Genomic DNA, 23479 nt, shown 5'->3' with positions numbered 1-23479 from the left:
TTTTAGTTTTTTTGTCTGTATATTTCTTTCCAATCTTTGGGATTTTTCCTAGGTCTTTGTATAAATATAATTTGAAAAATAATTTTTAAAAATAAATTTTCCCGATTTAAAGACAAAGAAAAAGAGAAAATCTCAAAAAGAAATTTTCTCTTTTTATATTTATTCTTTAATTTTTAACTTCATATACCAAATCATTATTTTTATCTAAATCTATAATGACATGATCTCCTTCCATGATATTTCCTTCGATAATTTTTCTTCCTAGATTTGTTTCAATATTTGCTTGCAAGAATCTTTTTATTGGTCTTGCACCATATTCTACATCATAGGATTTATCAAGAATATATTCATGGGCCTTTTTAGTAAGCTCAATTGTAATATCACGGTCTTCAAGTCTTTTTGAAATATCTGCAATTAATAGGTCAATAATTTTAAATATTTGATCACTTGTTAGTGGCTTAAACATAACTATGTCATCAATTCTATTTAAAAATTCTGGTTTGAAAGAACTTCTTAGTGCAGAATCAACAAGCTTTTTGTTTTCTTCATCAATTGTTCCATCTTCTTTTAGTCCATCTATCAAATAAGTTGAACCAATATTTGAAGTCATAATTATAATTGTATTTTTGAAATTAACTGTTCTTCCTTGACTATCTGTAAGTCTTCCATCATCCAAAACTTGTAATAAAATATTGAAAACATCTGGGTGAGCTTTTTCAATTTCGTCAAATAAAATTACTGAATAAGGATTGCGTCTTACAGCCTCAGTCAATTGTCCACCTTCTTCGTAACCAACATAACCTGGTGCTGCACCGATTAATCTTGATACAGAATATTTTTCCATATATTCTGACATATCAATCCTAATCATATTTTTTTCGCTATCAAACATAGCTTCAGCAAGTGATTTTGCAAGCTCAGTTTTACCAACTCCAGTAGGTCCAAGGAAGATGAATGAACCGATTGGTTTATTTATATCTTTAAGTCCAGATCTTGCCCTTATTATTGCATCTGATACGCTATCTACTGCTTCATCTTGTCCAATAACTCTCTCGTGTAACTTTTCAGAAAGTCCCAAAATCTTACTTCTTTCACTTTCTACAAGTTTATTTACTGGAATATTTGTCCAATTTGAAACAACATCAGCAATGTCTTCATCAGTAACTTCTTCTTTTATAGAAGAATTATTTTCTTGGTCTTTTTCTTTTTCCTTTAATTTTTTTTCAAGTTCTGTAAGTTTTCCATATTTAAGCTCAGATAATTTTTCAAAATCGTAATTTCTTTCAGCTTTTTCAATTTCTACTTTTACCTTGTCAATCTCTTCTTTAATATCTTTTACAGAATTTATAGAATCTTTTTGACTTTTCCATTTATTAAAATCAGCCTTATATCTTTCATTGGCATCTGCCAATTCTTTTTCCAATGATTCGAGTCTTTTCTTGCTCTTTTCATCATCTTCTTTTTTAAGAGCTGCAATTTCAATTTGAACTTGTAAAATTCTTCTTTTTTCTTCATCCAAATATTCTGGCATTGTATCAATTTCAGTTCTTACAGTTGCGCAAGCTTCATCCATCAAATCTATGGCCTTATCTGGTAAAAATCTGTCAGTTATATAGCGGTTTGAAAGCTCAGCTGCAGCTATTACTGCTTGGTCTTGAATTCTTATTCCATGATAAATTTCATATTTATCCTTGATTCCCCTTAAAATTGAAATTGTATCTTCAACACTTGGTTCAGCAACTAAAACTTTTTGAAATCTTCTTTCAAGAGCTCCATCTTTTTCAATGTATTCTCTGTATTCATTTAAGGTTGTTGCTCCTATTACTTTAATTTCTCCACGAGCAAGCATTGGTTTCATTATATTTGAAGCATCCATTGAACCTTCAGTTTTACCAGCTCCAACAATTGTGTGAAGCTCATCGATAAACATTATTATTTGTCCTTCAGATTTTTTTACTTCATCTATAACTGACTTTAATCTTTCTTCAAATTGTCCCCTGTATTTTGCTCCTGCAACTAAGCTTGCCATATCAAGGGCAAAAATTGTTCTTCCTTGAAGTGGTTCTGGTACATCTTTATTTACAATTCTTTGGGCAAGGCCTTCTACAATTGCAGTTTTACCAACTCCAGGTTGACCAATCAAAACTGGATTGTTTTTCTTTCTTCTTGAAAGAATTCTTTGGCAATTTCTAATTTCAGTATCACGTCCAATAACTGGATCTATTTTTCCTTCTCTTGCCTCTTTGGTCAAATTTCTACCATATTTTTCCAAAGGATTATTTGTTTCTTCTGGATTATCATTGGTAACTTTTTGACCATTTCTGACCTTTTTAAGTTCATTTGAGAAATTTTTGGCGTTTAATCCAATTTCCTTAAAATAATCGCTTAGTTCTGTATTTTCATTTAAAATAGTTAAGAAGATGTGTTCAGTTGAGATGAAAGAATCTCCCATTTTCTTTGCGCAATCTTCACTTTTTAGTAAAATTCTTTGAAAAATTGTGTTTGGATAAATATTTGCTGAACCAGATTGGCTTGGCAAATTTTCCAATTTTTCTTCCATTTTGTTAAGTACTTTTTTGTACAAGCCCATATTAGCTAAAACTTGGCTTACGAAAGAATTTGAATCTTCAACCAAGGCATAAGCTAGGTGGATTATGCCAACTTCTGGGTTGGCATTTTTTATAGCAAGTTGACTTGCTTCATTAATAGCTTCTGTTGATTTTTGAGTAAATTTGTTAAAATCCATAGTGTCCTCCTAATTTAATTCCTTTAATTTTTTGTATAGGTCAATTTGATCTTCGCTTAAATTTTTTGGATTATCGATAAGAATTTCTATATAAAGATCTCCAGTTTTTCCTTTTAAATCCTTATATCCCTTACCCTTAATCCTAATTTTGTTTCCTGCTTCAATTTTTTCAGGAATATTTATTTTAAATTTTCCATTTGGACTATCGACAGTAATTTTTTCGCCAAAGTAGGCATCCCAAGGAGAAATTCTTTCTCTTTTTATAATATCTAGTCCTTCTAGCCTGTAAGTTGAATCTGGCTCAATTTCTACTTTAACATAAATATCAGCATTCAAATTATATTTTGAACCATCAATTTTTAAATTTTTTCCACTTGTCATTCCGCTTGGTATATTGATATTAATTTCTTTTATAGAATTTGTTTCTTTATCTTTTAATTTGAGTGTCCTAGACGCACCACTCATTGCTTCATCTAGTGATATGTTAACCTTAGCTTTAATTTTTGATTTTTTTGCTTTTGTAAATCCATTTTTAAAACTTGATCCGAATCCTCCAAAATTTGTGGAAGAAGACCTTGAAGAAGATCTTGCTCCTCCAAACAAGGTTTCAAAAAAATCTGAAAATCCAGAGGATCCTCCAGTGCTACTTGTGTAGGTATAAGATCCGTTTCCAACTCCAAAATTTGAAAATATATCTGAAAAACCATATTGAGATGGATCAAAATTTTGACCTTGGCTAAAGTTTCCACTTTGACCAAACATATCGTATTGTTTTCTCTTATTTTCATCAGATAAAACTTCATAAGCTTCATTTATTTTCGCAAATTTTTTGCTGGCTTCTTTATCATCAGGATGAAGGTCAGGGTGGTATTTTTTCGCAAGCTTTCTATAAGCTTTTTTAATTTGATCGGCATTTGCCTTTTTATCTACACCTAATATTTCGTAATAATCTTGATATTTCATAAAACCTCCATCATTCTCTGACCATCTTTGACCTTAATCTTACTATACTAAGTTCAATTAACTTTGCAAGGAAATTATACTAATTTTTAAAAATATTTTAATAAAATTTTTTAAAAATTTTCAAAATAAAAAACCTTCAAATTAATGAAGGTTTATTTTAATGATCATATTCTATTATAGAAATTACCTTATAATCTTTTAATTCTTCACGAGCTTTAAGGCTTGTAAGTTCTATTAAAAATTCTAAGCAAACAACTTCTCCACCTAGAGATTCTACAAGATTAGCACAAGCTTTTGCTGATCCTCCTGTTGCAATTAAGTCATCTACTATTACAACCTTGTCTCCTTTTTCTAAAGAATCTTCATGAATTTCTATTGTGCTTTGACCGTATTCTAAATCATATGATAAAGATTTGATCTCTCCTGGAAGTTTTCCTGGTTTTCTTACTGGAATAAATCCTACATTTAACCTATCTGCAAGAGCTGCTCCGAAAATAAATCCTCTTGATTCGATTCCAATAATATAATCAAATTCAAAATCTCTTAATTTTTCTTCCATAAGGTCTAAAGTTTCTTGGTAAGCCTCTTTGTTTTTTAGAAGGGTTGTTATGTCTTTAAACGAAATTCCTTCTTGTGGGTAATCTTCAATTACTCTAATAGTTGATTTGATATCCATATTTTCTCCTTTACTCTCCTAATAAATAATTGTACAATATTTTATTTCTAATATCTATAGTCGCCTCATTGTCTGGTATATAATAAGAAATTCCATCTATCATATCAGGATAACCTGGTATTGTTTGAGTATTTATTTCTGCATCATCAATATTTCTAAAAGCCCAAGCAAAAGATAAAATTGTTGACATTTTTATATTTGAATCCATATTTTCATTAACCTTTGAAATTACTCCTGGAATTTTAATTATATTTTTAACTTTTGTCATATTTTTTATAAATTGTACGACAAAATCTTGTTGGCAAGAAATTCTACCCAAATCTGCATTTGCATAGCCTTTTCTAAATCTACAATAATCAAGAGCTTCTTTTCCATTGAAATGGTGAAGGCCAGGCTCGATTTCTTGGGCCTCAGCAATTTGTTCGGGGACATCTATATCGACTCCTCCCAATTTATCTACTCCATCCTCTACTGCCTTAAAACTAATTTCTGCATAATAATCAAGATCTATATACAAAAAATCTCTTACAGTTCTAATTGTATCTCCCATTCCTCCGTAGGAATGAGCTGCATTAATTTTATTAAGATTTCCATCAACATTTACCCTTGTATCTCTTGGAATGGAAATTATATCTATGGTTTTATTACTTTTATTCATTAAAACAAGCATGAGAGTATCTGTTCTCGTATTTACTTTTTCTCCTGTTGAATCAACCCCTGCAAAAAGAAATAACAATTCATCCTTATTTTTTTGTTTAATATTATTTCCACTTGAAAGATCATTCCCGCTAAATTTATTTTCATCATTTACAACTTGTGATGAAATAAATCCTTTGATTAGTGTAAAAGCAGCAAATACTGTAATTATCATCAGTAAGATTAATAGTACTTTTAAAATTATTTTTTTAATTTTCATCTATTCTCCTTAAAAGAAAAAACTTGAAAAAGTATAAATAATTAGGCCAGCTATTAGATTTCCTAAAGCTATTATAAGTAAAGATTTTTTCTTATTTAAGCCAAGAATTGATGCAATTAAAGATCCCATCCAAACTCCAGTTCCTGGTAAAGGAATGGCTACAAATAAAAACAAGCCTAAATATTCATATTTTTTTATATTTCCTTCTTTTTTTTTCGCTTTTTTTTCTGCCCAACCTGCTAATTTTTTTAAACTATCTTTTGTTTTCATATAAGAAATAATTGGCATAATCCACAAAAGAATAAAAATTGCAGGTATTGTTGATCCAATAATTGAATATAAATAAGCATTTATTGGTTTAAATCCCATAGCAAGTCCTATAGGTATTGAACCTTTAAGCTCAATTAATGGTAGCATACTAATAATTAATAAAGCTATCTCATTAGAAAAAGTCGATCTAATTAAATCTATTAGATTTTGCATTAATTCCCCTTCTTTTCTTTTTGTAATTATTATATCACATTATTTGATCAACAAAAAAACCGAAACCAAGTTTTACTTGATTTCGGAAAATTTTATTTTGAAGCCTTATTAAAATATTTGTCTGATTTTGAGTCTTGCTTCATTTCATAATAAATTAATGAATTTAATTTATTATTTCTTTTTTGGAACTGTTCATCTTTACTTACTTCAAGACCTTCGTTATTAAATATTTGTTTTGTTGAAATGATAGGGTAGTCCTTGTGCATATCTAACATATATTTTTGATAAGCTGATAATTTAATTCCACCAGCTTTTTCCAATAAGTATGGTGTTAGGTAATTAACAGATAAATTCACATCTTTTTCTTCATCAATATCGTAGTTTGCCCAAATAGTTAATGGAGTATAAAATACGTCTTTATTCGTATAATTATCACTTGATTTTATCAATTTCATAAACACATCGTAATTTTGAGGTTGGTGATCACCAAAAATACAAATAATTGTAGGCTCTTTGTAGGACTTGAAATATTCTACAAGATTTTTTAAATCCTCATCGGATTTTTTTAATAAATTAACATAATGGCTTGCACCTTGATCGTCACCATTGTTTTCATTTAATACTTTTATTTTACCAGGAACATTTGAAGTATATCCACCATGGTTTTGCATTGTAACAAGATAAGCAAATAATGGTGTGTCAGCAGGTTTTTTTTCAAATTGTTCTTTAATTTTATCAAAAGCTACTGAATCTTTCATAAAGCCATTTGTTGGTTCAAAACTTTCTGGACTATTATCATAGTCACCCAAAAATGCAATATTTTTAAATCCTAAATTTGGCCATGCTTCTTGTCTTGAGTAGTTTGTTGGTTTATTTGGATGAGTAATAAATGTTTGATAACCTTGGTCTTCTAAAACTCTCGCAACAGATGTATGTCCTTCTTTTACGTATTGTTGGAAAGGATATGCTCCTAGCGGGAAGAAAGTCAATGGAACTGAAGTTAAAGTTTCATATTCTGAATTAACTGTTCCTCCACCCAATACTGAAACATATGCATTTCCTTGAATTGCATTTTCATCAAGAGATCTTTGGAAGGCAATTGGGTTTTCACTTAATTTTAAATTTCCTTTTCCATAATAATCTGCTAGAGCTTCTGATTGTATAATTACAATATTTGGTTTTTTATTGTCTTTTGTTCCTATGTCTTTGTTGTAATATTCTTCAAGTGTATTTTCAACTTCTTTTTCATCAAATCCTTTTGGAGCAGTTATAATTTGGTTTGCTAATATTCTATAGAAACTATAAGGTGAACCTTCCACATAATAAGTTCTAGATGGTCTCCACAAGTTTACTCCTACACCATTTTGTTTTATAAAATAATTTACACTAACAACTGTAATTAAGGCAAAAATTGCAGAATATCCTGCCAATTGTTTCACATAAGATAATTTTGAAATTTTAATTTTTCCTTCATTTATTGAAGAAATTATTAACAACCACAAACTAGCTAGTGAAAATGCCATTAAGGAATGACCGTTTAATTGGATTACTGTATCTTTTGCAACATCTGCTGCTACACCAAGGGATCCCAAAAAGGCTGGAATAAGTGGTGAATCTCTCAAAATATATAAGGCATCATTTGCTATACCAAAAGCAATTGATAAAACCAAGATAAAAATCATTGATAATCTTTTTTTTCTGATTACTATATATATTAAAACTTGAATCAAAAATAGGATTAGGGCATTTATTAAAATATAAATAAGCTCCATTGATCCAAAATTTGGATTGTAAGCAGATTCTAATATATAAAATGACATAAATGGATTTAGGATAAATAAAATCCAATTTGTAATATCAAGGGATTTGATATTAGATTTTCTTTTATAAATACTTTTTATTCCAAGTGATGCCAAAAATACTATTGAAATAAAAGAAATTAAATCATGGTAACTATATGGGGCATTGAAGAAAGTGAAAAATTCTTCGTCTGGAACGTGAGCTTTTAATTTGCTAAGTCCAAAAATAGATACGCCCAAGATTATAAAGTTTAAAATATAATCTTTTCCTAGGTATAAAATTTCTTTTTTCTTATCAGAAGCTTCTTCTATTCTTCTCATTAAATTATAAATAAAGAAAGAAAATAGAATAATAGATCCGATAAAAATCAATGTTTGTGTAAGAATTGATATAAAGTCTGTGTAATTTATATCTACATATGATCTATTATCAGATGAGCTTGCATACATTGTCATTGTATGATCTTTTAGATAAGTCATAACTGCTGTAGAATATTTTGGGCTTGTTTCAAAATTTACGCTTAACTTATTAAACATCAAGCTTGGGCTTGGTTTAATTGATAATTTATTATCCTTGCTATAACCATTTGTTTGGATTGGATAACCTGTTTTAGTTTTTGCTTTTGTCCAACCTTTTATATCAACCTTATTAAGGTCTAATAATTTGTCGCCAACATAAATAGAATTTATTTTAAAATTATCAGAATATTGGCTAACAGGTTCAATTTGACTAATTTCTATATTTTCATTTGTATAAACTTTGTAAGAGAAATCTTCTATAAAGCTTTGCATAAAAAGCATTATTATTAAAGATATGACAAATGAAGAAATTTTCAATTTTTTGTCTCTATTCATTTTTTCCTCGCTTTTCTAATATTAATTTTGTATTTATAAGATGTTAAGTTTATGTTAACTTTTTCGATACAATTATACATTATATCACTGATTATGTAAATATCATGTCTTCTTTTTAAAAAAATTAAAAAAATTTTTGTAGTATAATATTTTTAATAGAAAGGATAAAAAAATGCTAAATGAAAAATTAGATTTATATATAAAAGAAGATTATTATCCCTTTGCCATGCCAGGTCATAAGAGAAATAAAAAATTTTTAAATAAAAAAATTTCTTACGATAGGGATATTACTGAAATTAGGGATTTTGACAATTTAAATAATCCAAAAAGTCTTTTTAAAAATATGGAAAAAAAGCTAGCCCAAATTTATGATGCTAATGATTTTATAATTTCAACAAATGGTTCAACTTGTGGAATTCTTGCAACTCTTAGGGCACTTACAAAAAATAATAAAAAAATCCTTGTCCAAAGAAATTCTCACAAGTCTGTTTTTAATGCTATTGAGGTTTTTGATCTTGATCCTGACTATATAAAAGTAAAAATTGATGAAAATGATATGGCATACGATATTGATTATGAAGATTTAAAGGAAAAAATTGAGAAAAATTCTTATTCTTTAATTTTTATAACTTCTCCTTCCTATGAGGGCTATATGGTCGATTTGAAAAAATTTAAAAAAATAATTGGGGATAAAAATATTTTTTTAATTATTGATATGGCTCACGGATCTCATACAATTTTGTCAGCTTATAAAGATAATTTTTCCTATGACCTTGCCATTACATCTTTTCACAAAAATTTGTCTGCCCTTACTCCTGCAAGTGGAATTATTATAAAAAACAAAAAAATTGATACAAAAGAAATCAGAAGAAATATGGCGATTTTTCAAACATCTTCCCCATCTTACCTTATAAGTGGGTCAATTGATGATATGATTAATAAATTCCCAAGTTTTTTTGACCTTTGGGATGACTTAGTTGTAAATTTAAATTCCTTGTATCAAACTAAGCTTAAAAATTTAAAATTTATAAATTTTAAAAGTAAGGATATTTCAAAAATTCTTATTTCTTGCAAAAATACAAACATAAATGGAAATGACCTTGCAGATTTATTATATAAAGAAAAAATTGAAATTGAGATGGCAAGTGCGACCTATGTGATTTTAATTTCCAGTATTTTTGATACAAAAGAAGGTTTTGACAGGTTAAAAAATGCCCTTATAAAAATTGATAAAAGAATAAAGTACAAAAAATCTGATTTTTCTTTTGACTTTGTAGAATGCGAGAAAAAATATTCTATTAGTGAAAGTTTTTTAAAAGAAAATCATCTTGATAAGATAGAAAAATCTCAAGGGAAAATTTCAGCTGCATATGTTTACGCCTATCCGCCTGGTATTCCTCTTTTAATTCCTGGCGAGATTATAAATCAAAAAATAATTGACCAAATAAAATACCTTGATTCCATTGGCTTTGACCTATCTTTAGATGATTTTTCAATTCCTCTTATAAATTGACAAAAATGGCCTCTTTTGATATTATAAATCTATAGAAAAAAAGGAGATACATATGAAAAGAATTATTACTTTGAATACAAGAAATCTTCACAAAAGCAAAAAAGACGGCGGCTGTGGCGAATGTCAAACATCTTGCCAATCAGCTTGCAAAACATCTTGTGGAGTTGCTAACCAAGAATGTGTTAACACAAAAAATAAATAAGGGCAAGCCCCTTATTTTTTTATTGGATAATTCTTACTATTTTACTATAAATTAAGGAGAGATAATGATACACCAATATAAGGCAAAGGGCTACAATATTGTTTTGGATGTTTATTCTGGATCAGTTCACTTGGTTGATGAAATTTCCTACGATATTATTGACCTTTTAAATAAAAATATAGAAAAAGATGAAATTGAAAAAGAAATTATGGGTCTTCACAAAATAAATAAGGAACAATTTGATGAAGCCTTTGAAGAGGTTAAAAATTTAGTAACAGAGAAAGTTTTATTTTCAGAAGATGATTTTAAAGATTTGACAATAGATTTGGACAAAAGAAAAACTTACCTTAAGGCAATGTGCTTAAATGTAAGTCACACTTGTAATTTATCTTGCCAGTATTGCTTTGCAAAAGAAGGTCGTTACCATGGTCCTGAAGCATTCATGACAGAAGAAGTTTCAAAAAAAGCCATAGATTTTCTTTTGGAAAATTCTGGATCTCACTATAATTTAGATATAGATTTTTTTGGTGGAGAACCCCTTTTAAATTGGGATTTGGTAAAAAATACCGTTGATTATACAAGAAGCAAAGAAAAAGAATTTAATAAGCATTTTAATTTCACTTTGACCACAAATGGAATGCTTTTGGATGATGAAAAAATTGAATATCTTAATGAAAATATGAAAAATGTTGTGCTTTCTCTTGACGGAAGAAAGGAAAAACACGATGAGTTTAGGAAAACTGCTGATGGAAGAGGATCTTTCGATAAAATTGTTCCAAATTTTCAAAAATTAGTAAAATCTCGTGGGGACAAGGAATATTACATGAGAGGAACCTTTACTGCTAATAATTTAGATTTTACTGAAGATATAAAAACTTATTTAGATTTAGGCTTTAAAAGAACATCACTTGAACCAGTTGTTGGAAATAATGAAGAAGATTATGCTTTAAAAGAAGAACACCTTCCAAGAATTTACCAAGAATATGAAAAACTTGCAGATATGTTGATTGATGCAATTGATAAGGATGATAAATTTATTTTCTATCATTATATGATAGATTTAAACAATGGTCCTTGCGTTTACAAGAGAATTTCTGGATGTGGATCAGGATCAGAATACATGGCAGTAACTCCAACAGGAGACCTCTTCCCTTGCCACCAATTTGTTGGAAACGATGAATTTAAAATAGGAAATGTCTTTGAAGGAATTAAAAAACCAGAAATAATCAAAGACTTTAAGAAAAATAATTTATATAGCCAAGAAAAATGCAAGGACTGCTGGGCACAAATGTATTGTTCAGGAGGCTGCGCAGCAAATAATTATAATGCAGGTGGCGATATAAATAAAATTTACGATTATGGTTGTAAAGTCTTCAAAAAAAGAATAGAAATGGCCCTAGCCGTAAAAATCCACGAATTTTTAAAAGAAAATGAAAAAGAAAATGCATAAAAAATAAGGTGTCTTCGCACCTTATTTTTTTACCCTATGACTTGAGGCTATGGCGATAGCTTCAATTTTTTTTGGATTTGATTTTTCTATTGTTCTTATAATTTCTTTTACTGTATTTGAGCTTGTAATAATATCATCAAAAATTAAAACCTTTTTTTCAGTCAAATCTCCCCTAAATTCAAAAGAATTTCTCAAATTTTTTGCCCTATCTTCAAGGGATAATTTGTGTTGGGCTTTTGTGTTTTTAATTTTTTTAAAACCTTTAAGATAGGTCATATTAGTATCTTTTATAAAATAATCACAGATTAATTTTATATGGTCAAAACCTCTTAAATTTAAAACGGAATTTGATGAAGGACAAGTCAAAATATAATCAAAATCATCCATATTCTTCTCCTTTAAAAATTCATAAAGCATTTGACCAAAAACCTTATACAAAGAAGTATTTCTATTAAATTTATAATCAGAAATTAAGTGGGCTATAAAAGAATTATAAAAATATAAGGCCCTAGCCTTATATTTTAAAATTTCAAATTCATTGTCAACATAATCAAGTTTTGAAAGGCAATTTTCACACAAGAAAAATTTTTTCCTCTCCTCTTCCTTGCAAAAAAGGCACAAATTATCATCCAAAAATAATAAATCATCAATCATTTTAAGGCCTCTGACAATTCTTTTATCCAAAAACTCAAATTAGTTAATCTTTTTGACTCATTATTATTTCTTACCATTTGTTTTAAAATTCTTTTTTCTCCCAGCAAAATCACCAATTTTTTCGCTCTTGTAATAGCTGTATACAATAAATTTCTATTTAAAAGCATATAGGCTGCACTCATCATTGGAATTAAAACACAATCAAATTCAGATCCTTGAGATTTATGAATAGTAATTGCATAAGACAAATCTAAATCCTTAATATCTTCTTTTTTGTAAGATACAATATTTCCATCATAAAATTCAACTTTCAATTCTTCTCTATCCTTATCAATATCAATAATTCTTCCAATGTCTCCATTGTAAACCCCATCTTCAAAATTTCCAGGATCAAGACTTATTAAATCATAATTATTTCTAACCTGCATTACCTTATCATTTAATTTGAAAATTTTATTATTAATTTTAATAGAATTTGGATTTTTATTTAATTCATTTTGGCAAAGATCATTAATATTTACCACACCCCACAAAGATTTTTTACCTGGAGCAAGAATTTGAATATCATTAATTGGGTCAAGCTTATAATAATTTGGAAGCCTAAACTTAACCAAATCAAGCAAATTTTTTTCAAAATTTTTAGTATTTGAATCTATAAAGAAAAAATCCTTATTTTTTTGGTTTAAAATTGGATACAAACCATCATTTATCCTGTGAGCATTTACAACAATATTGCTTTCCTTGGCCTGTCTAAATATTTTTTTAAGTCTAACAGATTTTATATCCGTATCCAAAATATCTTTTAAGACATTTCCAGGTCCAACACTTGGAAGTTGATTGTGATCTCCAACCAAAATTAAGGCTGTATTAGTTGACAAAGATTTTAATAATTTGTTCATTAATTTTATATCAATCATTGATGCCTCATCGACAATTACATAATCACATTCCAAAGGATTTTCTTCATTGTATTCTGGGATTGAGCTGTCTGGTTTAATTCCAATAAGTCTATGAATTGTAAGAGCAGAATTTTCTGTAGATTCTTGCATTCTTTTTGCAGCCCTTCCAGTTGGAGCTGCAAGATTAAATTTTAGTCCATTTTCATCCAAAATATTACAAATCGCCTTAATAATTGTGGTTTTTCCAGTTCCTGGACCTCCAGTAATTACCAAAAGCATATTATTAAATGCCTCTTTAATGGCAATTTCTTGTTCTTTTGAAAAAGCATCCAAATCTTCATTAATTTCTATATCAAATATATATTTTTCATTTTGAAGTCTAGAAAGATTAATTGCTGTAGATTTTTCTGCCTTGTAAATATCCTTATCATAAACAAACTCGTCTTCAGCAATTTTTATTATTTGAATTTTTGATTTTAAAAGATCTTCATTAATTTGTTCATTTATTTTATTTTTATCGACTTTTATCAAGTCAAAAGTTTTATTTATCAAATCTTCTTTTTTAATGGCACAAGACCCGCTCATTTCTGCATCATTTTTTAAAATATAGGAAATAGCTGCTGAAATTCTAAATTTAGAATCATTTTTCATTTGCATATTTATTGCAATATTATCAGCCATTACAAAACCAATTCCAGAAATATCTTCAGATAATTTATAAGGATTTGTTTTTACAATAGAAATTGTATTATCGCCATAGGCCTTATAAATTTTATTTGCCAAATTAAACGAAATATTTAGACCTTGAAGATATAGTAAAGCTTCTCTGCTATCTTTAGCTTCAAGTGTAGATTCTTTTATTTTTTCAAGTTTTTTCTTTCCAATTCCTTGAATAGATAAAAGTTTACTAGGATTATTAAAAACAATGTCGATTGCTTGGTCACCAAATTTTTCATAAATTAATTCAGCAGTTTTTTTGCCAATTGAATCAATATTTCCACTAGAAAGATAGGAAATAATTGCTTTTTTACCAGAAGGCTTTTTTATTCTGGCATTTTCTACATTAATTTGTTCTCCATATTTATCATGATAAATTAATTCCCCTTCAAGAATAATTTGATCATTTTCATTAAAAAAAGGCATAATACCAGTACAAGTTATAGGTGAATCAGAAGTTTCTAAGGATAAAACTGTGTATCCATTTTCTTCATTTCTATAAATTATACTTTTAATTATGCCTTCAAATTTCATTATTAATTTACCTGTTTTCTTTCAATAAGAGCTCCAAGTTTTGTAAACTTTTCAATTAGATAACTATATCCCCTATCGATATGATAAATATCAGAGATTTTTGTTTCTCCATCTGCTACAAGGCCTGCAAGAATTAAAGCTGCTCCTGCTCTTAAATCTGTAGCTTTTACTTCAGCTCCATGAAGTTTATCAACTCCAACAATTGCTGCCCTGTTTCCTTCAGTAATTATTGCAGCTCCCATTTTTTTAAGCTCATCAACGTGCATAAACCTATTTTCAAAAACAGTTTCTACAACTGATGATTCACCTTTACAAACTGTCATTAAAGCCATAAATTGAGATTGAGCATCTGTAGGAAAACCTGGATAAGGAAGGGTTTTAATATTTGTAGATTTTAATTTTCCATTAGCCTTTACCCTAATCATATCTTCATCTTCAATTTCTTCAACTTGTGCACCCATTTCAATTAATTTTGCAATAATAGGTCTGATATGGGAACCTAATACATTTTTCACCAAAATATCTCCACCAGTAATAGCTGCTGCAAGCATATAAGTTGCAGCCTCAATCCTATCTGGAACTATGGTGTGTCTTGTTCCTCTTAATTTTTCTACACCTTTAATAGTAATATTAGATGTTCCAGCCCCAATTATACTTGCTCCCATTTTTGATAAAAATGAAGCAAGGTCTACAATTTCCGGCTCTTTCGCTGCGTTTTCAATTACAGTTTCACCTTCTGCCATAGTCGCTGCCATCATAATATTTTCAGTTGCACCAACTGAAGGGAAATCTAAATAAATTATATCTCCTTTTAATCCATTTTTTGTTTTTGAAGATATTTCTTCATGACTCATGATAGTTTCTGCGCCAAGAGCTTCAAAACCTTTTAAATGCAAATCAATTGGTCTTTTTCCAATATTACATCCACCCGGAGCCTTTGTTATTGCATGGCCAAATCTTGATAAAAGTGGACCCATCACAATGAATGATGCTCTCATTTTATCCATCAAGTCAAAAGGGGTTTCATATTTATCAACCTTTGATGAATCAATTCTAAGACTTGTTTCAGAAATATATTCAACTTTAGCATTTAAGCTTCTTAAAATTTCCACCATTACTTCTATGTCTTTAAGCTTTGGAACTTCGTCTAAAATAACTTCTTCTGTAGCTAGAAGACTTGCAGCAAGAATTGGAAGAGCTGAGTTCTTTGCTCCAGAAATATAAACTTCTCCCTTTAATGGTCCGTTTTCTTTTACTACTAATATTTCTTCTTTACTCATACTATCCCCTTATTTGGTACCAAATAATCTATCTCCAGCATCTCCAAGTCCTGGAACAATATAGCAATCATCATTTAATTTTTCATCTAATTGAGCTATATAAATATCTACGTCAGGATGTTCTTCTTGAACTTTTTTTATTCCTTCTGGTGCTGCAATTATATTTAATAATTTTAAAGATGTGCATCCTTTCTCTTTTAATCTTTGGATAGCATCGCAAGATGAACCACCTGTTGCAAGCATTGGATCAACTACTAGCATATCTCTTTTATTAGAATCTTTAGGAATTTTCAAGTAATATTCTACAGGTTTCATTGTTTTTTCATCCCTGTACATTCCTATATGACCAACTCTTGCTGCTGGAAAAACTTCAATTAATCCATCAACCATACCAAGACCTGCCCTAAGAATTGGAATTATTCCTAGCTTTTTACCTGAAAGTCTATAGCCTTTTGTTTTGCAAATTGGTGTTTCTAAATCATATTCTTCTAAAGTAAAATCCTTACTTGCTTCATAAGCTAAAAGAATAGTAATTTCTCTGATTATTGATCTAAATTCATTAGAACCTGTATTTTTATCTCTTAAAATTGAAATTTTATGTTTGATCACTGGATGATCTAAAACTGTTACTTTACCCATCATTTCTCCTTTACACATTAAAAATATTTCCAGATGCTGATTTTTTCATCCTATTCATTATACTCTTTCCAAGACCAATGTCTTCAACTCCTTGGGCAAGAATTATATCAACGCCTTTCCTGTCCAAATCTCTAAGAGCTTCAAAAAGAACATGGCTCATCTCAATTAAATTATCCCTGTTTCCCAAAGAAAGTGTAGTATAGGAAGAAAATTTTTCAGTATCCTTATCAAAAACTAATATTCCTACTTTTTTGCCTTCATTTTTATATTTCAAAGCTAAATCTTCTATTTTTTCAACACTTTTATCTCCAACAAAAACTTTCATCTTTGCTTTTGGCGCATAATGTTTATATTTTTGACCAGGAGATCTTGGAACTTTTGAATCATCAACCAAAGAATCATCCAAACATACATTTGGAATAAATTTTTTAATATATTCATAAGTGTAATAGCCTGGTCTTAAAATACAAGGATTTTCCAAACTCATATCTATTACTGTTGATTCAATTCCAATGTCAGAACTTCCTCCGTCAATTATCAAAGGAATTCTTCCATTCATATCAAAATAAACATCTTTTGCGTTTGTTGGGGAAGGTCTTCCCGAAATATTTGCAGAAGGCGCTGCAATTGGTGTGTCACAAAATTTAATAAATTCTCTTGCAAGTTTATCTTTTGGTCTTCTAACAGCAACCGTATCTCCACCTCCTGTAATTATATCAGGAATTATAGGGCTTTTTTTGAGTATTACTGTAAGAGGACCTGGCCAAAGATTTTTAATTAAAAATTTTGTCCTATCGTCAACTTTTTCAACTAATTCGTCAAGTTTATAATCTTCGTCAATATGAAGAATTAAAGGATTGTCTTCTGGCCTATTTTTTGCCTTAAAAATTTTCTTGGCTGCACTTGGATTTAATCCATCTGCTCCCAATCCATAAACTGTCTCTGTTGGGAAAGCTACAAGCTCTCCTTTTTTTATAATATCAGCTGCATGGTTTAGGATATCTTCATTTATATTTTCTCTATCTATTTTCAATATCTCTGTTTGCATTTTTCACTGACTTTCTTAAATTTTCAATTATTTTTTTATTTTCATCGTTTTCAATTAAGCAATAAGTTGGATCCATGTGAATGGTTATAGAAATATTTAGCTCTTTTAGAAGCTTAATTTCGACATTTGTGACTGCTTGATGCATAATTCCTACACTAATATTTGAAGGAACTTCCACATCACAACTTCCAACAAGTTTTCCTCGTCCATATTCATGGATTTTTAAATCATGATAGCCACGAATAAAATCTCCAGATAAAATTATTTCTTCAATTTTTTTGTGAAGGTCACTGCTTATTCCTTTTCCCAAAAGCTTATCAATAGTATCCAAAAATAAATCCAAACCTGGTTTAAATACTATAATTGAAAGAATTATTCCAAGTAAAGCATCTAGGTTAAAACTAATATATTTTTGTAAAATCACTGCAATTATTATTGAAATTGTTGAAAGAATATCATTTCTTGCATCAATCATTACAGCAAAATTTAATTTTGAATCTAATTTTTTGTCTAAGCCTTTATTTAAAAAATAAATATAGAACTTAAATCCCATGGAAAATATCAAAATCATTATACTTAATCTTGAAATTTTTGGTAAATTTCCCTTGTTAAAACTCTCTATAGAATTTGTGAACAAGAAGAATCCTACAATCATAATAAGAATTGAGACTAGAAAACTTGCTATATACTCACTTCTTCCATGGCCATATGGGTGGTTTTTATCTGCAGGCTTACTACTTGCCTTTGCTCCTATTAAAGTAATTAGGCTTGTCAAAGCATCACTCATATTGTTAAAAGCATCTCCCAAAATTGCTGATGATGATGCTATCAATCCTATGGTGATTTTTATTATAAACAAAAATATATTTAAAAATACTCCAACAAGTCCAGATAGTGAGATTAATTTTAATCTTACATTTTTATCTTCAATAGACTGGTAATTTTTTACAAATCTTTTTGCAAGAATTTCAAACAATTAATCCTCTCCCATTGTCTTTAATTTTCTAGTTTGGTCTTCTGTAATCAAAGATTCTATCATCTCTTCAATATTTCCATCTAAAAAATCATCTAATTGATAAATAGTTTTATTTATCCTATGATCTGTTATTCTTCCTTGTGGATAATTGTAAGTTCTAATTCTTTCAGACCTATCTCCAGTTCCTACTTGAGATTTTCTGTTATCTGAAATTTCTTTTTGTCTTTTTTGCTCTTCTATTTCATATAATCTTGCCCTTAAAACTCTCATTGCCTTATCTTTATTTTTGATTTGAGATTTTTCATCTTGGCAAGTTACTACAAGGCCTGTTGGAATATGGGTTAGTCTTACAGCTGAATCTGTAGTGTTTACACTTTGTCCCCCGTTTCCACTTGACCTATATACATCTGTTCTAATATCATTTGGATCAATTTTTATGTCGACTTCATCAGCCTCTGGCAAAACTGCAACTGTTGCTGTTGATGTGTGAATTCTTCCACCTGATTCTGTTTCTGGAACTCTTTGTACTCTGTGAACTCCAGATTCATATTTTAATTTTGAATAAGCTCCTTCGCCTCTTACAATGAAGGTAGCTTCTTTCATTCCGCCAATTCCTTGGCTTGATACGTCAATATCTTCAGTTTTGTAGCCTTGTTTATCAGCATACATATGATACATTCTGTAAAGATTTCCAGCAAAAAGACCAGCTTCTTCTCCACCGGCTCCCGCTCTAATTTCTACAATTACATCCTTGTGATCGTTAGGATCAGTTGGAATAAGTAAAATTTTTAAATCTTCATTGTATTTTTCAAGATTTTTTTTATTTTCATCAATTTCAGATTTTAAAAGATCAATCATTTCTTTATCATCAGCTTCTTTTAAAAGCTCAGTATTTTCATTTATCATATCTTCTGCATCTGTAATTTGAGTGTATTTTTCAACAATTGGTTTTAATTGATTATATTCTCTTGAAACTTTTTTAAACCTGTCTGTATCTGACAAAACTTCAGGATCAGCAAGTTTTTTTTCTAATTCTTTGAAATTTTCTCTCATATGTTCTAGATTTTCTAACATATAACCTCCTTAGATACAAGCCTTAACTATTCTATCAAAATCATTAAAATCCTTAAAGGACTCAACATTCTTATATCCATATTCTTTTAGTAAATTTGTTATAGGAATTTTTTGATCATAACCTATCTCTAGATATATTTTACCATTTTTATTAAGAAATTTTTTTGCATTTTTAATAATTTCTTTATAAAAACAAAGACCATCTTCTCCACCATACAAAGCATTTTTAGGTTCATAGGATAATTTCTCATCCAAATTTTCAAAATCTTTCTTATTAATATAAGGTGGGTTTGAGACAATTATGTCAAATTTTTCATTTATATTTGAAAATATATCACTTTCCTTAAATTCTACATTATTAATATTTAACTTAATTTTATTTTCATTAGCAAGATCTATAGCTTCTTTTGATATATCTACCCCAAGAATTTTAGAATCTTTAAGATTTTTTGAAAGAGCAAGAGAAATTGCTCCACTTCCTGTGCCTATATCAAGAATGTTTTTCTTATTATTTTCATCTTTTATTATAAGATCAACCAAAATTTCTGTTTCATACCTTGGTATGAGAGCTCTTTTATCAACCAATAAATCCAGACCATAAAAATTCCACTTGCCAATTGCATATTGGAGTGGATATCCTTCATTAATCTTATCTTGTATTTTTAAAATTTGTCTTTCAATTTCTTTATCCAAAACTTTTTCTTGGTCCAAAAACAAAAGATTTTTCTTTGTATTTAATAAATATGTAAGAGCAATGATCAAATCATCATTGTTCTTTTCTAAAATATCTCTAATTTTCATAAATACATATAAAAAATAAGGTTAGATACCTAACCTTATTTATTTCTTCCATATTTTTTATTGAATTTTTCAACATTACCACCACGGTCAGAAAATCTTTGTTTTCCTGTATAGAATGGATGGCATTGTGAACATACTTCAACTTTTATTTCTTCTTCTGTTGATCCAACAGTAAATTCATTACCACATGATGTGCAAGTAACTTTTGCTTGGTGGTATGCTGGATGTAGTTCTTTTTTCATATAAACACCTCTTCTTGTCTCTTTCAATAAGCAATAATGATTATACCATATGAACATTTATCTTTCAAGCAAAACTTTTAAATATTGTTTTAATTCCTAAAACAAGTCCCATCGAATAAATAAATATTGAAGGAGGCTTACAAAAAATAATTATTTTTACAAAAGTTATTAATTTCATATCGGTAAGTCCTGAAAAATAACACAAAAAATCATCAGGTGCTACTGGAAGTAAAATCGCCCAAGCAAAAAATTTATCATATTTTTCGTGATTTAACCACTTGTCATATTTTTTGAAATTTTCTTCACCAAAAATCGCAAGAACAACTTCCTTACCAAAAAATCTTGAAATTAAAAATACTATAATAGAACCAAGACAAATAGAAATATAATTATAGACAAAACCCCACAAGGGTCCAAACATAACGACTCCAAAGGCTGTAGTAATTCCACCAGGTATCACTGGAATTATAATTTGGATTATTTGCAAAAGCATAAAAATAAGTGGAGCCCAAATTCCATATTGTTGCAAAAAATTTTGAAGACTTGCAACAGATGTAAATATTTCCATCTTATAACCCTTATAACCCAAATAAATGGAAATTAAAATTATAAGAATACTTGTAATATTTATAATAGTTTTTGCTTTAACTTTCATAAAAATTCCTAACTTAATTATTACATCTTCATTATAACTTATATAACAATTTTATGGCTAATTTTTGTAAGTTTTATTGATTAATTCTAAAAATTCTTCGTTTGACTTGCATTTTTTCATTAAATTTATCAATTCACTTGTAAAATCCGCCTTATCTTTCATATCAGAATTTCTAAGTTTATAAACTGCATCAAGCTCTTTTTCATTTAACAACAAATTATCTTTCCTAGTTGATGATTTTTCTATGTCAATTGCAGGAAAAATTCTTTTTTGGGCAAGTTTTCTGTCAAGATGCAATTCCATATTACCAGTTCCCTTAAATTCTTCATAAACCATATCATCCATTCTAGAACCTGTATCAACAAGGGCCGTAGCAATAATTGTAAGTGATCCACCATTTTCTATATTTCTTGCAGCACCAAAAAATTTCTTTGGTCCAACAAGGGCTAAAGGATCAAGTCCCCCAGAAAGAGTCCTTCCTGATTGTGGCGTCATAATATTATAGGCTCTTGCTAGTCTTGTGATTGAATCTAGTAAAATTACAACATCTTTGTTATCTTCAACAAGTCTTTTTGCCCTTTCAAGAACCATCTCTTGCATATAAATATGATTTTGTGGTGGCTTATCAAAAGTTGATGCCGCAACTTCTGTTCTTGTAAGCTCATTATCTTTGTCCCTAAACTGATTTACAAATCTTTTGAAATCTGTAACTTCTTCTGGTCTTTCATCAATTAATAAAACCAAAATTTTTAAATCATCAAAATTTTTTTCAAGAGCATATTCAATATCTTTAATCAAAGTTGTCTTTCCAGCTTTTGGTTGAGATACAATAAGTCCTCTTTGTCCTCTTCCGATTGGGGCAATTATATCAATAAGTCTTTGGGATATTTTATCATTACTTGTTTCAAGTTTTAATCTTTGGTTTGGGTAAATTGGAGTTAGTGATTCAAAATTTGACCTATTAAAAGCATCTGCCGCCTTTAGGCCATTAACATCTAAGACGAAAATTAGGGGTGAAAATTTATCTTTATCTTTTTTTACTCTGGCAATTCCTTTAATAAAATCGCCTGTTTTTAATCTAAACATTTTTACTTGTTTAGGAGAAACATATATATCATCATTACTTGATTCATAAAGTTCGGTTCTTAAAAATCCAAACCCATCTTCATGAAGATCCAAAAGTCCTTCGCAATTAAATTTTTCACCAAGATCAAAATTTTCATTATTTTCATTTTCATCAAAGGCTTTTTTGCTAGAGCTTTTATCTTCTGTAAAATCTTCACGGCTTTCATATGTATCCTTGATTATTTCTATTAGATCATTTTTTCTATATGATGAAAGAGATTTAATTGAAAGTTCTTTGCCGATTTCTCTTAATTCATCCAATTTCAATTTTTCTAAATTATTTATATCCATTTTTTTCCTTTACAAATAAAAATATACGGAGCCCTAAGGCTCCGATTTTATTTTTTATTTTTCTGCTGAATTTTCACATTCGAAAAATTCTATTTTTTCTCTTACCTTATCTTTAATAGCTTCAAAACCTGGTTTTAATACTTTTCTTGGGTCAAATCCCTTACCAACTTTGTCTTTACCTTCTTCGAAATATTTTCTTGTAGCTTCTGTAAATACTATTTGACATTCTGTATTTATGTTTATTTTAGAAACTCCTCTTTCGATAGCTTTTTTAACTTGATCTTCAGGAATTCCTGTACCACCGTGTAAAACTAATGGAAGATTTCCAACTGCATCTTTAATTTCTTCAAGTCTTTTAAAATTAAGTCCTTGCCAATCTTTAGGATATACTCCGTGAATGTTTCCAATACCTGCTGCTAAGAAATCTACTCCAAGTGAAGCAATTTTTTTACATTCTTCAGGATCTGCTAATTCTCCTGCAGAAACAACTCCATCTTCTTCTCCACCAATTCCGCCTACTTCAGCTTCTATAGAAACATTTTTAGAGTGGCAAAGCTCTACTAATTCTTTTGTTTTTTCAATATTTTCTTCAATTGGAAAATATGATCCATCAAACATTATTGAAGTAAATCCAGCATCTAATGCTTTTTTTGCTCCTTCATATGTTCCGTGATCTAAGTGAAGAGCAACTGGAACTGTGATATTTAAATCTTTATCAAGTCCTTCAACCATTTTAGCAACTACATTAAATCCACCCATATATTTTGCAGCACCTTCTGATACTCCCAAAATAACTGCAGATTTTTTTTCTTCACATGTTTCAAGAATTGCTTTTGTCCATTCAAGGTTATTTATATTGAATTGTCCAATTCCATAACCATTTTCATAAGCTTTGTCTAACATTTCTTTTGCATTAACTAACATATTAACTCCTTAAATAT

Annotated in this window: 21 protein-coding genes; 3 read left to right on the top strand and 18 right to left on the bottom strand. The window is 29.1% G+C overall.

Annotated features, from left to right (window positions below):
* Nucleotides 1-166: 166 nt before the first annotated feature.
* From clpB to BN2087_RS04880, 6 genes are all read right to left on the bottom strand, one after another.
* Nucleotides 167-2746 carry an ATP-dependent chaperone ClpB gene (gene clpB / locus BN2087_RS04905; protein WP_049690742.1) on the bottom strand — a complete coding sequence of 860 codons (2580 nt, stop codon included), beginning with the start codon at nt 2744-2746 and terminating at the stop codon, nt 167-169.
* 9 nt (nt 2747-2755) lie between these two features.
* Nucleotides 2756-3709: a DnaJ C-terminal domain-containing protein gene (locus BN2087_RS04900; protein WP_049690741.1), complete on the bottom strand. Its 954-nt coding sequence runs from the start codon at nt 3707-3709 to the stop codon at nt 2756-2758.
* A gap of 157 nt (nt 3710-3866) precedes the next feature.
* Nucleotides 3867-4385 (bottom strand): adenine phosphoribosyltransferase, encoded by a 519-nt coding sequence (locus tag BN2087_RS04895; RefSeq protein ID WP_049690740.1) that lies wholly within the window; start codon nt 4383-4385, stop codon nt 3867-3869.
* Nucleotides 4386-4395: 10 nt separating this feature from the next.
* Nucleotides 4396-5301 (bottom strand): LCP family protein, encoded by a 906-nt coding sequence (locus BN2087_RS04890; protein ID WP_049690739.1) that lies wholly within the window; start codon nt 5299-5301, stop codon nt 4396-4398.
* A 9-nt stretch (nt 5302-5310) separates the two neighbouring features.
* Nucleotides 5311-5784 (bottom strand): COG2426 family protein, encoded by a 474-nt coding sequence (locus BN2087_RS04885; protein ID WP_049690738.1) that lies wholly within the window; start codon nt 5782-5784, stop codon nt 5311-5313.
* A gap of 92 nt (nt 5785-5876) precedes the next feature.
* Entirely contained in the window at nt 5877-8438 is a 2562-nt protein-coding gene (locus tag BN2087_RS04880; protein WP_049690737.1) for an alkaline phosphatase family protein, read from the bottom strand.
* A gap of 172 nt (nt 8439-8610) precedes the next feature.
* On the opposite strand from BN2087_RS04880, the gene BN2087_RS04875 reads away from it, so the two are divergent.
* The 3 genes from BN2087_RS04875 (at nt 8611) to scfB (ending at nt 11603) form a co-directional block, all read left to right on the top strand.
* The gene (locus BN2087_RS04875) at nt 8611-9951 is read left to right on the top strand and encodes an aminotransferase class V-fold PLP-dependent enzyme (protein WP_049690736.1); all 1341 of its coding nucleotides are present in this window, start codon (nt 8611-8613) and stop codon (nt 9949-9951) included.
* Between the two features lie 52 nt (nt 9952-10003).
* On the top strand, nt 10004-10153 hold the full coding sequence (gene scfA, locus BN2087_RS04870) for a six-cysteine ranthipeptide SCIFF (protein WP_004817312.1): 150 nt from the start codon (nt 10004-10006) through the stop codon (nt 10151-10153).
* Between the two features lie 64 nt (nt 10154-10217).
* On the top strand, nt 10218-11603 hold the full coding sequence (gene scfB / locus BN2087_RS04865) for a thioether cross-link-forming SCIFF peptide maturase (RefSeq protein ID WP_049690735.1): 1386 nt from the start codon (nt 10218-10220) through the stop codon (nt 11601-11603).
* A 21-nt stretch (nt 11604-11624) separates the two neighbouring features.
* Here the strand turns inward: scfB and BN2087_RS04860 are convergent, their stop codons facing one another.
* The 12 genes from BN2087_RS04860 to fba all read right to left on the bottom strand — a co-directional run bounded on the left by BN2087_RS04860 (nt 11625) and on the right by fba (nt 23462).
* Complete coding sequence (locus tag BN2087_RS04860; protein WP_049690734.1) at nt 11625-12257, bottom strand: ComF family protein; 633 nt, start codon at nt 12255-12257, stop codon at nt 11625-11627.
* A complete protein-coding gene (gene recD2, locus BN2087_RS04855) occupies nt 12254-14407 on the bottom strand; it encodes an SF1B family DNA helicase RecD2 (protein ID WP_049690733.1) in 2154 nt (717 codons plus the stop codon). Before recD2 ends, BN2087_RS04860 begins: the two co-directional genes overlap by 4 nt.
* A 2-nt stretch (nt 14408-14409) precedes the next feature.
* Nucleotides 14410-15687, bottom strand: coding sequence for a UDP-N-acetylglucosamine 1-carboxyvinyltransferase (murA, locus tag BN2087_RS04850; RefSeq protein ID WP_049690732.1), 1278 nt, complete (start codon nt 15685-15687; stop codon nt 14410-14412).
* Between the two features lie 9 nt (nt 15688-15696).
* Entirely contained in the window at nt 15697-16326 is a 630-nt protein-coding gene (upp, locus tag BN2087_RS04845; RefSeq protein ID WP_049690731.1) for a uracil phosphoribosyltransferase, read from the bottom strand.
* A 10-nt stretch (nt 16327-16336) separates the two neighbouring features.
* The gene (locus BN2087_RS04840) at nt 16337-17374 is read right to left on the bottom strand and encodes an L-threonylcarbamoyladenylate synthase (RefSeq protein WP_049690730.1); all 1038 of its coding nucleotides are present in this window, start codon (nt 17372-17374) and stop codon (nt 16337-16339) included.
* On the bottom strand, nt 17346-18350 hold the full coding sequence (locus BN2087_RS04835; RefSeq protein ID WP_049690729.1) for a cation diffusion facilitator family transporter: 1005 nt from the start codon (nt 18348-18350) through the stop codon (nt 17346-17348). The genes BN2087_RS04840 and BN2087_RS04835 overlap by 29 nt, the downstream gene beginning before the upstream one ends.
* The gene (gene prfA / locus BN2087_RS04830) at nt 18351-19424 is read right to left on the bottom strand and encodes a peptide chain release factor 1 (protein WP_049690728.1); all 1074 of its coding nucleotides are present in this window, start codon (nt 19422-19424) and stop codon (nt 18351-18353) included.
* 9 nt (nt 19425-19433) lie between these two features.
* A complete protein-coding gene (gene prmC, locus BN2087_RS04825) occupies nt 19434-20225 on the bottom strand; it encodes a peptide chain release factor N(5)-glutamine methyltransferase (RefSeq protein WP_049690727.1) in 792 nt (263 codons plus the stop codon).
* 35 nt (nt 20226-20260) lie between these two features.
* A complete protein-coding gene (gene rpmE, locus BN2087_RS04820) occupies nt 20261-20467 on the bottom strand; it encodes a 50S ribosomal protein L31 (protein ID WP_049690726.1) in 207 nt (68 codons plus the stop codon).
* A 64-nt stretch (nt 20468-20531) separates the two neighbouring features.
* Nucleotides 20532-21122, bottom strand: a complete 591-nt coding sequence (locus tag BN2087_RS04815) for a TVP38/TMEM64 family protein (RefSeq protein WP_049690725.1) — start codon at nt 21120-21122, stop codon at nt 20532-20534.
* A gap of 57 nt (nt 21123-21179) precedes the next feature.
* The gene (rho, locus tag BN2087_RS04810) at nt 21180-22538 is read right to left on the bottom strand and encodes a transcription termination factor Rho (RefSeq protein ID WP_049690724.1); all 1359 of its coding nucleotides are present in this window, start codon (nt 22536-22538) and stop codon (nt 21180-21182) included.
* 54 nt (nt 22539-22592) lie between these two features.
* Nucleotides 22593-23462, bottom strand: a complete 870-nt coding sequence (fba, locus tag BN2087_RS04805) for a class II fructose-1,6-bisphosphate aldolase (RefSeq protein WP_049690723.1) — start codon at nt 23460-23462, stop codon at nt 22593-22595.
* Nucleotides 23463-23479: the final 17 nt, after the last annotated feature.

Source organism: Anaerococcus jeddahensis (assembly GCF_001182725.1).
In the GTDB taxonomy this organism is placed as follows: Bacteria; Bacillota; Clostridia; order Tissierellales; family Peptoniphilaceae; genus Anaerococcus; species Anaerococcus jeddahensis.
Note: the sequence above shows the minus strand (reverse complement) of the source record. Positions and strands in the feature narration are given on the sequence as shown.